Below are 13,703 nucleotides of genomic sequence, written 5' to 3'. Positions count from 1 at the left end.
TTGGTTACTGTTTTGCTTTGACAAAACGTTGCGTAAAGCTTACCATCTAGGATAGAAAGGAGAGGTCGCCATGAATTGGCTCGGATCCTTGCAGCAGCTCGGACGAGCGGTAATGCTGCCTACAATGGTCCTGCCCGCCGCCGCAATTTTGCTCAGTGTTGGCAGTCTGCCTTGGGACGCCTGGGGATTGGATATTGTCGGTGAAGTGTCTACCGTGGCCGGACACGGTATTTTTTATTTCTTACCGTATCTGTTCGCTGTCGGTGTAGCACTGGGACTCTCCAACCAGGCCGGACAAGCGGGACTTGCTGCTCTGGCTGGTATCGTGATATATGATCAGGTGACTCGGAACTTCGGGGATGGCACCGTTCAGCCCGCTTCCTTAATCGGAATCATACTCGGCGCGCTTGCCGGTGGGATGCATAATCGGTTTAAAAGCATTAAACTGCCTGAAATTTTACAATTTTTTGGAGGTTCAAGGTTTGTTTTGCTCATCGTCGGACTTTGTTCGGCATTGTTCTCCTGTTTTATGTTATGGCTCGCTCCGATCCTACAGCATGGATTGAATGGCATTGCTACCTGGGAATACAGTCTCGGGGGTTTTGGACTGTTCATCTACGGAGTGTTATACAGGGTGCTGGTTGCTTTTGGGCTTCATCACCTGCTTAACAATGTGTTTTGGTTCCAGTTAGGGACGTTTGAGACGCCTGATGGTAACATTGTGCAAGGGGATTTGCCCCGATTTTTTGCAGGTGATCCAACAGCAGGATTCTTTATGGCGGGTTTGTTTCCCATCATGATGTTTGCCATTCCGGCAATAGCCTTTGCTATTATTCAGGAAGCCAGGGAAGATCTGAAACCAAAAATCAAGAAAACTTTTCTGACATCGGCACTCGTTTGTTTTCTAACCGGGGTATCGGAACAGATTGAGTTTGCTTTTTTGTTCGCAGCACCTTATCTGTTCATCGTGCATGCAGTGATGTCCGGCGTTGCCATGTGGATTAGTTACTGGCTTGATATCCGGCATGGATTTTCTTACTCCGCAGGTATTATTGATTACATACTCAATTTCCATCTATCGGAGAATGCTTGGAAGCTCATTCCGATTGGCATACTATATGGGCTGGTTTACTACTTCCTGTTCCGATGGGCGATTCGTACGTTCAAGATTCCAACACCAGGACGAGAAGAGGGCTCCATGCTGGAAGATTGGGTAGGTAACATTCCTTATCAGGCACCTTTAATCCTCGAAGCATTGGGTGGGAAGAGTAACATTGTACAGGTTGAAGCATGTATTACACGTCTACGACTCACTGTGCATGATGACCGCCTGATCGACACGGGTGCCATGAAGAGTATGGGGTCCGCTGGACTGATCAAGCTGGGTGGCGGTAACGTACAGGTGGTATTCGGGACCTACTCGGAATTGATTCGGGAAGAAATCGCGAAGCTGCTGGAAAGAGATCTGCAACAGGTGCTGTTCTGTGCCCCCGTTCAGGGGAAAATGCTCCCGATTGAAGAGGTGCCGGATCAGATCTTTGCAGCCAAGCTTGTCGGTGATGGTGTAGCCTTTGTTCCGGAAAAGGGAGAGCTGGTCTCACCCGTGTACGGAACGATTATGCACTTGTACCCGACCATGCATGCCTTGGGTATATCTACCCGTGAGGGGCTTGAAGTGTTACTGCATATCGGCATCGATACCTCTCAGTTGAAAGGCCATTTTGAAGCTTTTGTTCAGGAGGGCGATACGGTGGAGCCAGGGCAGTTGTTGATCAAGTTTGATCTGGCAGTACTCCGCGAGCAAGCGGCGTCACTGACAACACCAATGGTAATTACGAATCCGGATCGTGTAAAATCATGGAGTTTTGCTCCATTTAAGCAAGTTAAGAAAGGTCAGGCATCCGTTATGTCCGTGGTGCTCTATGACAGGAACGTTGGAGGGGTAGAATGAAGATACAAGGCATCAACGGAGCTGCAGGCATAGCCATCGGCAAAGCATTTGTCCTGCCCAGTTGGGAATGGGATCTGCCGGATCAGAAGATGGATTCGGTGGATCTCGCCCAAGAGTTCGAACGGCTGTATGAGGGCATACGGACATCAAAGGATGAGATCGAATATATCAAAAATGAGTTCAAGGAAGTCGTTGGTCCAGAGGAGTCCAGTATCTTTGATGCACATCTGGCGATCCTCGAAGATCCGGTATTCATGAACGAAATTCGCGGTATTATCGAACGTCAGTACAAGGCGGCAGAAGTGGCGGTCAAAGAAGCCATTGACCACTTTGTCACGATGTTTGACTTGCTGGAAGACGAGTATATGAAGGAGCGGGCCATTGACATCAAGGATGTGGGTAACCGTCTGCTCAAGCATTTGCTCGGTGCACCGGAGATTACACTTCCTTCGGATACCCAGCCGTATGTACTCGTTGCCAAAGAATTGTCGCCATCTCAACTGGCGCATCTGAATCCCACCCATGTACTAGGCATTGTGACCTTGATTGGCGGGAAAACATCACATTCTGCGATTATGGCTCGTGCCCTTGGTATTCCTCTCGTTTCCGGTCTGGAAGCGAGTCTTGGCATGCCGGTAGAGACAGGGGATATGCTTGTGGTGGATGGTGACAATGGCTTGGTATTTACGGACCCGGATCGCAAGACGATTGAACGGTATACCATGCTTCGCAGCAAGCAACTGAAGAAAAAGGAACAACTTCAAGTCCTTGCTACCGTGGATGCCGTAACCAAAGATGGAGCCGTTTTGCACTTGGCTTCCAATATTAGTTCTGTGAAGGAATTGGACCTTGCTTTGAAACAAGGAGCCAAAGGGGTAGGCTTGTTCCGAACAGAGTTTTTGTATATGGACCGTGCTACTTTCCCTGGTGAGCAAGAACAGTATGAGGTGTACCGTCTTGTGGCAGAGAAAACAGCAGGACAATCTGTTGTTATTCGTACACTGGATATCGGTGGTGACAAGCAACTCGATTACTTTGAATTGCCGGAGGAAGACAATCCGTTTCTGGGGTACCGTGCCATTCGGATTAGTCTGGACCGCAAGGATCTGTTCAAAACACAGCTTACAGCCATTCTGCGTGCCAGCGCTGCCGGAAATGTCAAAATCATGTACCCGATGATCTCTTCGGTGGAAGAACTTCAGCAGGCCAATGAGATTCTTCGTGAGGCGATGTCCGATCTGGACGAGCGGGGATTATCATACGACCCTCACATTCAGGTGGGAATTATGATTGAAGTTCCTGCAGCGGTGATGATTGCTGATCTGCTCGCAGAGGAAGCTGATTTCTTCAGTATTGGTACGAACGATCTGGTTCAATATGTACTTGCAGTAGATCGAATGAATGAGCAGATCGCTCATATGTATCACCCCTATCATCCGGCTGTTCTGCGGATGCTTCGTGCGACAGCAGATGCGGCTCATACGGCTGGAATTGATGTCAGTGTGTGCGGAGAGATGGCAGGGGACGAACGTGCCATTCCGCTTTGGTTGGAGCTTGGCATTCGCCACTTGAGTATGTCTCCGCAATCCCTGTTACGTGTGAAGCACAGAGTGCTGAACACAACAGCATCGGCCGCCAAAGAAGAAGCGCGAAAGTGCTTCGCCTTACGGACCAGCGGAGATATTGAGGAGCGACTGCAAGTCTTTAATGATTCCACGGGAAGTCCGGATGAACAAAGTGGTTCGAACGCATCGTAATTAGGGAAACTGGATATAAATACCTTTAAGTTAATATATTTACATTTGTGATAATTATTTATTGGAAAACTTGTTATATAAATAACCCCACTGTGCATGAGAGCACAATGGGGTTGTTTTTATTTGTTAGCGAGTGCATCACAGAATGCCTTGCCATAAGGTGGAAGGTCGGGCGGACGACGTGCTGAGATGATATGTCCATCAACAACAACCGCTTCATCTTTCCAGATCGCACCTGCATTTTCCATGTCATCCCGAATACCTGGTGTAGAGGTTACTGTAACCCCGTCCAGAATTTTGGCAGAAATTAGCACCCAGCCCGCATGACAGATCTGTCCAATCGGTTTCCGGTCTGCATTCATTTCCTTTACAAGCTCCAGTACTTTGGGATAACGACGCAGCTTGTCCGGCGCCCAGCCGCCTGGCACGAGAATGCCATCGTAATCTGAACTGTCGAGTTCATCGAAACTGTATTCGGCTTCAGCAGGCACACCATATTTGCCAATATAGGTTTTTCCTTTTTTCTCTCCGGCAAGATGCACTTCTGCACCTTCTTCTCGAACCCGATGTACAGGGTACCACAATTCTAAATCCTCGAATTCTTCATCGACCAGAGCGATGACTTTTTTACCGGTTAATCTCATGTCCATCTCTCCTTTTTGCGGTGATTAGGTCTGTTGCGTCTTTAATTGTAACAGATTCTCCAAGGGACTTCATGGAAGTGCATATTCAGTTTGGAGGAAGCGATTACAAGTCAGTAACTGCCCGCATTCGACAACCTTCATCTGGAGGGAGTGGTAATTTGTGCAACCTTTCGTTAATAGCAGGATTTGAGCCGAAATAGGTCGAATGGTACTTATATAGAGTACAGAACGAATGAGGTGATGGTGGTGCGCAAGTCGTGCAGATGTGGACATGTAATGGAGTTGGAATTAAGAACAGTGGTATACGCCAAAAAAGTGGAGATTCGAAACGTACCCGTATTTGCGTGTACAGACTGTGTATCATACGAAGTGCTTCCGCCGGTCAAGCCGGACTTAACAGAATGCATAAACACATTGGGTGAACAGCCCGTGAAGCAAGACGTATCATTTGGTGAACGTAATGAATTGGCAGACCTGTTTCATGAGCTACTGCTGGCCTGGCCGGATGCGACCGATCGGGAGATGGAATATCGAATGCAGCAAGCAGTGGAGGAGCGTATCAATCTGCTGCTTGACATTATGGGTTACGCAACGAAGTCTGGTGATGCAGCGTGGATTGAGACCACGGAGCGTAGATTAAGTCAATTATCCGGATTTGTGTGGCAGGAGTACTTCTCAAATGCTGTCTAATTTTGACGTGTAAAATGCTTGTTTTCATGAAAATTGGCTTTTTCGCTCACTTTTTGTTAAGATATCGAAGAGTGAAAACGCTCAACATAGCGGTATTCCTGGTAAAGGGGGATGTATATCTAATGGCTGACATGACTAAAATGACAAGTATTGAACAGCTAAACTCCGCAGTGGAGGCTACCAAGGATCAACCCTTGCTTCTGTTTAAGCACAGCACGCGCTGTCCGATCAGCTCGAACGCTTATCAGGAGATGAACGATTATTTGCTTAACAATGCCAATGAACAAGTGAAATATGGCATCATCTATGTTGTGGAAGATCGCCCGGTATCGAATGAAGCAGCAGACAAGCTGGGTGTTAAGCACGAATCTCCACAGGCAATCCTGATCAAAAAGGGAATTCCTGTATGGCATACTTCCCATTCAGATATTACTAGAACCACACTTACGAATGTTTTGAGTGAGTCCTAAAGCCTATTTTAATTGATTAATGCAAAAATTTGTCGTAATATAAATCTTAATGAAAATGGTATGAAAATTTACTGGTAATGGAGAGAAGTACTGTGACGGTAACCATTTATGATGTGGCACGTGAAGCTGGAGTGTCTATGGCAACGGTATCACGGGTAGTTAATAATAACCCTAATGTCAAACCGCAAACGCGGAAAAAAGTATATGAAGCCATCGAACGGTTGGGATATCGTCCGAATGCGGTAGCCAGAGGTCTGGCAAGCAAGAAGACAACCACGGTCGGGGTTGTTATTCCGGATATTTCGAACTCAACCTTCGCGGAGATTGCCCGCGGAATTGAAGATATTGCGAATATGTATCACTACAATATTATTTTGTGTAATGCAGATAAGAAGAAAGAAAAAGAAATTCGTGTTATTAACACGTTGCTCGAAAAACAAGTTGACGGACTGCTCTTCATGGGTGGAACAGTAACGGACGAACACATTCAGGCGTTCCAGTCTGCTGCTGTGCCGATCGTACTTTGTGCAACAAGTGATGAGAAGGGCACATTCCCTTCAGTGGATATTGACCATGAGGCGGCTGCGTTTGACGCGGTAAACACCCTGATTCGTCATGGACACAAGGAAATTGCGATGATCAGTGGTACACTGCAAGATCCGGCGAATGGATATGCCCGTTTCCAAGGATACAAAAAAGCACTGGAAGCAGCAGGGATTGAATACCAGGAGGATCTTGTTCGAATCGGTAACTATCGATATGAATCCGGTGTGGAAGCAATGAAATATTTCCTTGGACTCAAGAAAAAACCATCAGCTATCTTTGCTGCTACAGATGAAATGGCCATTGGTGCCATTCACAGCATTCAGGATGACGGTCTGAAAGTACCGGATGACTTCTCCATTATTAGTGTGGATAACATCCGTATGGCTTCCATGGTGCGTCCTCAGTTGACAACAGTGGCTCAGCCAATGTACGACCTTGGCGCAGTAGCGATGCGTTTGCTGACCAAGTTGATGAAGAAAGAAAATGTGGAGAACCCACGGGTTATTTTGCCGCATGAAACGATTCTTCGTCTGTCTGTAAGTCACGCAGATGTAGTTTAATCGGAATTATATACAGTAAGGGAGAAGTCATTCTCTCTACATAGTGGATATGCGAAAGCTCCGGAGACGGAGCTTTTGTGCTGAATGAGGTTAAAAGTGAAAACAGGAGGTATTCGGAAGATGCGTGAAACGATTGGGGTTATCGGAGCGATGGATGAGGAAGTCGAGCTTTTGCTGGCAGGTATGAAGCAGCTTGAGACGGTTAAACAAACCGGCATTACATACGTTGCAGGCGAGTGGCTGGGCAAGCAAATTGTCGTGTGCAAATCCGGCGTAGGCAAAGTAAATGCAGCGGTTACAACGCAGATCTTGATTGATCGTTTTCAGGTTAATCGGATTATCTTCACAGGTGTTGCGGGTGCAGTTAACCCGGAGCTGAACATTGGAGATATGGTTATATCGTCTGTATGTGTTCAGCACGACATGGATGTAACGCCACTGGGGTTCGCACGCGGGGTTATTCCTTACCAGGAGACATCTGCATTCCCAGCCGAGGCTTCGCTTATTACATTGGCTGAAGAAGCATGTAAAGCTCAGGGAGCCAATTACCTGATCGGTAAGGTGTTATCTGGAGACCAATTTATTGCAAATAAAGATACGGTTAACATGTTATATACCGAAATGGACGGTGCATGTGCCGAGATGGAAGGGGCAGCAGTTGCTCAGGTCTGTTACATGAATCGTGTACCGTTTGTTGTCCTGCGTGGGATGTCTGATAAAGCGGATGGTTCGGCGCATGTTAACTTTGCTGAATTTACGGTTGAATCTTCCCAGCGTTCACATCGTATTGTGGAGCATATGTTAGAAAATATGTAATGACAGTAACTTGAAAAACCGCCCTTCGATTAGCTGTTCCATGAAGTATGGAGCAACGCTGCGAGAGGCGGTTTTTGTTATGTATATCGTTTTTCGAACAGATCATCGAATTAGTACATGAACCGATGGCGGAAGCGTACACGATCAAACTGTTCTTCCGATGTGATGGGCACCTGACTTCCGATACGTACCATCAAACAGTTCGCAGGATGTGAACAGATTTCGGGGTCGTCTGTTGCATACCAGGTCATGTCGATCGTTTCCATCAGCCTCTCCATCATTTTGCGATAATCCCATACGTTTAGTCCGCTGCCCTTTAGATCCCAATGCCAATAATATTCTGTGGTGAAAATAATGTAGTTCTCCATGTATTTATCTTCCAAAGCGGTAAGCAACATCTCACGTCCAATACCAAGCGAGCGATAGTCGTCCGCAACCTCGATTGCCCCAAGCTCAATCAGATCAGTCATATTACCCTCGGACCAGCGTTCACAATCATCCGCATAGTGAAAGGTTACATAACCGATAATCGTTTCATTTTCATGTGCAATGATAATTCTCCCTTCAGGTAATGCTGCGATTTCGGCCAGAGCTTCCTGCTGCTCCGTTGGGAGACGAAAGGCATCCAGATCTGGATGGAAGGCAAGACGGGTTATCTCCTCAACCTGCACGGGGCCTTCAACAGTAATTCGGTGGCCGGACTTGAAGATGGAACGCATATGTTGTTCTTTGATATGTTCCATGGTTCATGCTCCTCTCCCCCTACTTATAGCAAAAATCCAAAAAATTGAAAAGCCATAGACGACAATTGAAAAGATTTGCTATAATTGCGTAGACAAAAAATGTTCACAATTCAATACAGTATAGTTAACATCTGTTTGGCCGAGCAAGTACATGATGAGAAGTTCTCTCTACTAATGTAAGCGCTAACTGGAAGTTCAGTCAACACAAAGGCAATGAGAATTGACCCCTAATGGGAATCGAAATGTCGAGTTGAAGGAGGCTGGCAAGCATGAGTCAAGCACATGGTGAGATGCTGCAAACGGTTGTGTCTGAATCTAATCTGGGCGATTACACGGAGGCGAGAAGCCGGTTCGATTGGGAATCGGTGGAAAGGCACTTTACGTGGCACGCCAGCGGAAAAGTAAACATGGCGCATGAAGCAATTGATCGTCATGTACTGGAAGGAAGGGGCGGGAAAACCGCTCTATTGTATAGCGATGCTTCACGTGAAGAGTCCTATACTTTCGCTGATCTGAGTGAACAGTCGAGTCGGTTCGGGAACGTTCTCCGCAAATATGGCATAGCCAAAGGGGAACGGGTGTTTATTTTTATGCCTCGAAGTCCTGAGCTGTATTTTAGTCTCCTGGGCATATTGAAAGCTGGAGCCATCGCGGGCCCGTTGTTCGAAGCTTTTATGGAAACGGCTGTGAAGGATCGGCTGGAGGATAGCGGAGCAGTAGCACTCGTCACCACTCCGGAATTACTGAAACGCATCAAACGTTCCGAATTGCCCGAACTCAAACATATATTTATCGTGGGTGGGGGCGTGCAGACTGAAGAAGGACTCATCGATTTTGATGCAGAGATGTCTGCCGCTTCGGATGAGATGGAAGTAGAGTGGCTGAATCGTGAGGATGGTTTGCTTATTCATTATACCTCAGGCTCTACGGGTAAACCCAAAGGGGTGTACCATGTTCAAAATGCCATGATTCAGCACTATTATACAGGTAAGGTTGTCTTAGATTTACGTGAGGATGATGTGTACTGGTGCACTGCTGATCCTGGTTGGGTGACAGGGACTTCTTACGGTATCTTTGCTCCATGGCTCAACGGAGTGACCAATGTGATACGGGGTGGGCGTTTCAGTCCTCAAGATTGGTACAGCACCATCCAGAAGAACAAAGTCACGATCTGGTACAGTGCACCAACGGCCTTCCGTATGCTGATGGGAGCGGGAGAAGAGACCATTGCCCAGCATGATCTGAGCAGTCTGCGTCATGTCATGTCTGTCGGTGAACCGCTCAATCCGGAGGTTGTTCGTTGGGGGTGGAAAGCCTATGGTCAACGAATTCATGATACATGGTGGATGACGGAAACAGGCGCTCAGCTGATCTGTAACTATCCCGGAATGCCGATTAAGCCTGGCTCCATGGGACGTCCGTTGCCTGGAATCGAAGCAGCAATTATTGATGATCGCGGGCAGGAATTGCCGCCATACAGTATGGGTAATCTGGCCATACGGGCACCTTGGCCATCCATGATGGCGAAGATCTGGAATAACCCTGTGAAATACGAGGAGTATTTCAGGCTTACGGGTTGGTATGTATCCGGTGACTCCGCTTATATGGATGAAGAAGGATATTTCTGGTTCCAGGGACGTATTGATGATGTGATTAATTCGTCAGGCGAGCGTATCGGCCCCTTTGAGGTCGAGAGCAAGCTCGTGGAGCATCCTGCGGTAGCAGAGGCGGGTGTAATCGGTAAGCCGGATGTGACACGTGGGGAGATCATCAAGGCCTTTGTGGCGCTTCGTGAAGGATATGAGGCGACACCGGAGCTGAAAGAAGAGATCTATCGTTTTGTCAAAGAGGGCCTGTCTGCCCACGCTGCTCCGCGTGAGATTGAGTTTAAGGATAAACTGCCCAAGACACGGTCCGGCAAGATCATGCGCCGTGTCCTGAAAGCCTGGGAGCTTGATCTGCCAACAGGAGATCTATCCACCATTGAAGACTAACGCGACAGTGCAAGGATCATCAATGTGTTGGTATCGATGGTGATACATTGAGTAGTGGGGAAGAAGTTAATCTTCTGTGGTTCCGAATACAGTGACTCTACCCATTAAAATGGATTGTAAAAGCCTGCTTTATGCCAATGGCATGAAGCAGGCTTTTTGGCTGCTGTAAATACAAATAAAAAGCCGCACACTCAGATACAGTCTGAGGATGCGGCTTGTTTGGAACGCTATGCCTGAATCAGGGTTGAAAATGTAGGGCTGCAGAAGGTTCGGATTCACCCGCACTGTTGCTGGCAGATACCTTGAACCATCCACTGGTCGATGCGGGTACTCCATAATCCATGGTATTTCCCGCTGTTGTTCCAATTTTGGTGTAAGGAGCCGAGCCTGTTTCACTGTAATATACAGTATAACTATCTGCGTTTGGACTGGCCGCCCATTGAATACGCAGTCCTTGAGTTAGGGCAGATACGCTGACTTGACCAGGTGTGCCCGGGGCTGTCGTTGTTGTATTATCGGTCTGCGTTTCTCCCGGCGTAATGACTGTACCTGGAACTTCAATCGGTTCATCAATCTCTTCTTCCACAGGAGGAGCTACACCAGCACTATTTACTGTAGCGCTAGGAGCAGATTCTCTGCCAGCAACATCCACTGCCGTTACATAGAAGGCGAAGTTACCGCCTTGCGCTGCATATGCAGAGAATGATCTGGATTCACCAGTCAAGACAACCTGACCCTGGTTCTGGAATCCTCCACCGTTTACAGAACGGTACAAACGATAACCCACGACATCATTTTCAGGTGTGGCATTAAATGTAATGACAGCTCTGTCACCTGAGGTTGAGATGCGTACGTTGCCTGGTGCATCAGGAGCTTTGCCGTTATCTGTCCTTGGATCAATCTGTGTTGGCATGTCTGCACCAGCATCTTCAGGAAGATAATAAGCAAGTGACTCATGTCGACTCATACGTGAGAATGCATTTTGCAATTCTTTGATGAGATCCGAGATTGGTTTTTTACGCTTAATTACTGTTTTTTCCTTCAACATGTCCGAAGGTGTTCCATCACGCGGAATATAGTTTACACCATTGTAAGTAATGTACTTGGCTTTGGCTACACCGTCATCGCTATCCTTCGGAACAAACTTGCTATTGAAAATATCCGTAACAAATTTATCAGTCATGGATGTTGGCAACTTGCCACTGTATGCCGACACCGTGCGCGTTTCGATGCCAGATGGTTTTTTGAACGAATCCGTGACGAACAGATCTTTTTGCGTATCGATCACTTCGTTCAGGATTTTCGACCACAGTTGCTGCGCACGTTTTCTCTGTGATTTACTTTCCAGCGTATTCACGGGCTGTTTGTATCCAACCCACACGCCAAGTGTGACATCTGGTGTATAACCTTCAAACCAGACATCTGCGTAGTTTTGAGTTGAACCCGTTTTACCTACGATTGGCACACTCTTGGAATATTTGTAATTTTCACGTACTTTATCTGCCGTTCCTTCTGTAATAACGGTCCGCAGCATATCGGTCATCAGGTATGCTGTCTGCTCCGAGAAGGTTTGGACAGGTTCAGTATCATGTTTATAAACGATGTTTCCTTTGGAATCTACAATTTTGCTAATCATGTAAGAATCGTTATATACACCATTATTGGCGATAGCACCATAGGCACTGGTTAATTCTTCAACGGTTACACCGTATTGGAGACCTCCGAGAACACCAGTCTGAGCCTGATAGTCTTCCTTCTGAATGGTGGTAATCCCTAGTTTCTTGGCGAAGGTCCAAGCCTTCTCGATCCCTACTTCTTCATTGAACAACTTCAGAGCCGGTATATTAAGAGAATAATTGAGTGCTCTGCGGGCAGTGACCAGTCCCTGATACCGGTTGTTGGCATTCTTGGCAATGTGGTAGCCGCTCGGACCATTCTTGAGAATGATCGGTGAGTCATCAATAATAGAAGCGGGCTGGACCAGACCCTCATCCAGAGCTGGCAGATAAGCGGCTATAGGTTTCATCGTTGAACCTGGCTGGCGTATCATCTGCGTTGCGTAGTTCATCTGTTCATCCTGGAAATCCCGACCCTCAATCATCCCCAGGATTGCACCGGTTTTGTGATTAATCAGCATGGCAGCAGTTTGTTCTTTTCCTTTGACAGGATCATCTGCTGAGAAATTGCTGTCATCTTCCGCAATGGTACGCATCGTCTTGTAGATACTTTTGTTGATGGTCGTGTATATACGATATCCACCTGTCCGCAGTTGCGTCTGAGCTTCCTCTAATAATGCACTGCTTTCCTTCTGAGGTGTGTCTGCATCCGTAGCTTTGTCTGTAGATTCAGCTGTGTCGGAATTCAACTGTTTCATCAAAATCTGCGCAGCTTGTCGTTCCGTTTCCATCATAAGATATGGATAAGTGTTGTAAGCCTTGATGGTCTTCGGAGCGAGTGAGCTTTTGATATCAAAAGCTAGAGCTTCGTCATGCTCGGACTGATTGATTTTGCCCAATTCAAGCATACGGCGTAATACCAGATGCTGACGGTTGATTGCGCGGTCAAAATTTTCCTCTACAAAATCGCCTTTACCGTTAAAGGCAGAGTAAGAGGAGGGTAGCTGCGGCAATCCAGCAAGATAAGCAGCCTGAGCGATGTTGATTTTTTCTAGATCGTTAATATTGAACAATCCTTTGGCGGCGGCTTTGATTCCGTAAACGTTGTATCCGCTGGAACCATTACCAAAAGGAACTTTGTTCAGATAGGCAGTCATGATCTCGTCTTTGGTCAGGAAACGTTCGAGTCGGAGTGAGAGCAAAATTTCTTTCACTTTCCGATCTTCCGTGCGATCCAGATTCAAAAACACACGACGCGCCAATTGCTGAGTCAGTGTACTACCGCCGGTTTGTACTGATTCTTTCAGCACTTTCTGTTTCACGGCACGTAGAGTTCCGCTCATGTCTACACCTTTATGTTCGTAAAAATGATTGTCTTCAATCGAAATGACAGCATCAATAACCTTTTGTGGGATCTGGTCCGTAGTGACCGGACGCCTGTCTTCTTCCGTACGTAATTGACCGATCGGACTGCCGTCGGCAAAGTAAGCAAAGCCTGTGATGGAGTTTTCGCTGACTTTTTGTTCAATCAGGGCCCTTGAACGGACAGGCTCGTCTTTCACAATGGAACTGACGTATCCCATCAAAGCACCGCCTACAAATAGTGCCCCCATAAATCCAAGGACAACCATCCATTTGACGAAACTTCCCAGTCTGCGGGCAAAGCTACGTTTGCGTACAGGCTGTTCATCGGGCTTTTTCTTATTAACATCAACCATTCAGTGTCTTCCTCCTTTTAACAGCACTTATTATAGCATAAAAAGGCGGGTTTGCATGCCTGAGAAATACAAGTAATGGTCGAAATTTGCCATTCTGCCATGCATTATGCTATATATCATGCGATATTGAAGCACATTTCATGAGTTGTAAGCCAAAATAAGCAGGCCACCTCCATGCTGAGGTGCATAGGGTGACCT

General features: G+C 46.9%; 10 protein-coding genes. 7 read left to right on the top strand and 3 right to left on the bottom strand.

The annotated features are described in order from the left end of the window. Positions 1-70 precede the first annotated feature (70 nt). Both MKY44_RS18945 and ptsP read left to right on the top strand, forming a co-directional pair. On the top strand, positions 71-1,951 hold the full coding sequence (locus MKY44_RS18945) for a glucose PTS transporter subunit IIA (protein WP_036674872.1): 1,881 nt from the start codon (positions 71-73) through the stop codon (positions 1,949-1,951). Next, positions 1,948-3,708 (top strand): phosphoenolpyruvate--protein phosphotransferase, encoded by a 1,761-nt coding sequence (gene ptsP, locus MKY44_RS18940; protein ID WP_036614699.1) that lies wholly within the window; start codon positions 1,948-1,950, stop codon positions 3,706-3,708. The genes MKY44_RS18945 and ptsP overlap by 4 nt, the downstream gene beginning before the upstream one ends. 119 nt (positions 3,709-3,827) lie before the next feature. Here the strand turns inward: ptsP and MKY44_RS18935 are convergent, their stop codons facing one another. Beyond that, positions 3,828-4,352: a type 1 glutamine amidotransferase domain-containing protein gene (locus MKY44_RS18935; protein WP_036614696.1), complete on the bottom strand. Its 525-nt coding sequence runs from the start codon at positions 4,350-4,352 to the stop codon at positions 3,828-3,830. Positions 4,353-4,628: 276 nt separating this feature from the next. Between MKY44_RS18935 and MKY44_RS18930 the strand changes: the two genes are divergently transcribed. The 4 genes from MKY44_RS18930 (at position 4,629) to MKY44_RS18915 (ending at position 7,434) form a co-directional block, all read left to right on the top strand. Then, positions 4,629-5,042, top strand: coding sequence for a hypothetical protein (locus tag MKY44_RS18930; protein ID WP_017687413.1), 414 nt, complete (start codon positions 4,629-4,631; stop codon positions 5,040-5,042). A gap of 122 nt (positions 5,043-5,164) precedes the next feature. Next, positions 5,165-5,512: a bacillithiol system redox-active protein YtxJ gene (gene ytxJ, locus MKY44_RS18925; protein WP_036674876.1), complete on the top strand. Its 348-nt coding sequence runs from the start codon at positions 5,165-5,167 to the stop codon at positions 5,510-5,512. 92 nt (positions 5,513-5,604) lie between these two features. Continuing rightward, a complete protein-coding gene (gene ccpA / locus MKY44_RS18920) occupies positions 5,605-6,618 on the top strand; it encodes a catabolite control protein A (protein ID WP_036614690.1) in 1,014 nt (337 codons plus the stop codon). Positions 6,619-6,738: 120 nt separating this feature from the next. After that, entirely contained in the window at positions 6,739-7,434 is a 696-nt protein-coding gene (locus tag MKY44_RS18915) for a 5'-methylthioadenosine/adenosylhomocysteine nucleosidase (RefSeq protein ID WP_341008152.1), read from the top strand. A 110-nt stretch (positions 7,435-7,544) separates the two neighbouring features. Here the strand turns inward: MKY44_RS18915 and MKY44_RS18910 are convergent, their stop codons facing one another. Beyond that, positions 7,545-8,177 (bottom strand): GNAT family N-acetyltransferase, encoded by a 633-nt coding sequence (locus tag MKY44_RS18910; protein ID WP_341008151.1) that lies wholly within the window; start codon positions 8,175-8,177, stop codon positions 7,545-7,547. Positions 8,178-8,446: 269 nt separating this feature from the next. On the opposite strand from MKY44_RS18910, the gene acsA reads away from it, so the two are divergent. Beyond that, positions 8,447-10,171, top strand: a complete 1,725-nt coding sequence (gene acsA / locus MKY44_RS18905) for an acetate--CoA ligase (RefSeq protein ID WP_047843699.1) — start codon at positions 8,447-8,449, stop codon at positions 10,169-10,171. Positions 10,172-10,409: 238 nt separating this feature from the next. Here the strand turns inward: acsA and MKY44_RS18900 are convergent, their stop codons facing one another. Further along, the gene (locus tag MKY44_RS18900; protein ID WP_341008150.1) at positions 10,410-13,505 is read right to left on the bottom strand and encodes a transglycosylase domain-containing protein; all 3,096 of its coding nucleotides are present in this window, start codon (positions 13,503-13,505) and stop codon (positions 10,410-10,412) included. Between the last annotated feature and the right edge of the window lie 198 nt (positions 13,506-13,703).

It is taken from the genome of Paenibacillus sp. FSL R7-0026 (assembly GCF_038004485.1).
GTDB classification, from domain to species: Bacteria; Bacillota; Bacilli; order Paenibacillales; family Paenibacillaceae; genus Paenibacillus; species Paenibacillus xylanexedens_A.
The sequence above is the reverse complement of the archived record's forward strand: the minus strand, read 5'-3'. Positions and strand labels throughout refer to the sequence as shown.

Coding starts and splice junctions, on each gene's coding strand:
- MKY44_RS18945 (WP_036674872.1), top strand. CDS start 71: ATGAATTGGCTCGGATCCTTGCAGCAGCTCGGACGAGCGGTAATGCTG.
- MKY44_RS18910 (WP_341008151.1), bottom strand. CDS start 8,177: ATGGAACATATCAAAGAACAACATATGCGTTCCATCTTCAAGTCCGGC.
- MKY44_RS18915 (WP_341008152.1), top strand. CDS start 6,739: ATGCGTGAAACGATTGGGGTTATCGGAGCGATGGATGAGGAAGTCGAG.
- ytxJ (WP_036674876.1), top strand. CDS start 5,165: ATGGCTGACATGACTAAAATGACAAGTATTGAACAGCTAAACTCCGCA.
- ptsP (WP_036614699.1), top strand. CDS start 1,948: ATGAAGATACAAGGCATCAACGGAGCTGCAGGCATAGCCATCGGCAAA.
- acsA (WP_047843699.1), top strand. CDS start 8,447: ATGAGTCAAGCACATGGTGAGATGCTGCAAACGGTTGTGTCTGAATCT.
- MKY44_RS18900 (WP_341008150.1), bottom strand. CDS start 13,505: ATGGTTGATGTTAATAAGAAAAAGCCCGATGAACAGCCTGTACGCAAA.
- MKY44_RS18935 (WP_036614696.1), bottom strand. CDS start 4,352: ATGAGATTAACCGGTAAAAAAGTCATCGCTCTGGTCGATGAAGAATTC.
- MKY44_RS18930 (WP_017687413.1), top strand. CDS start 4,629: ATGGAGTTGGAATTAAGAACAGTGGTATACGCCAAAAAAGTGGAGATT.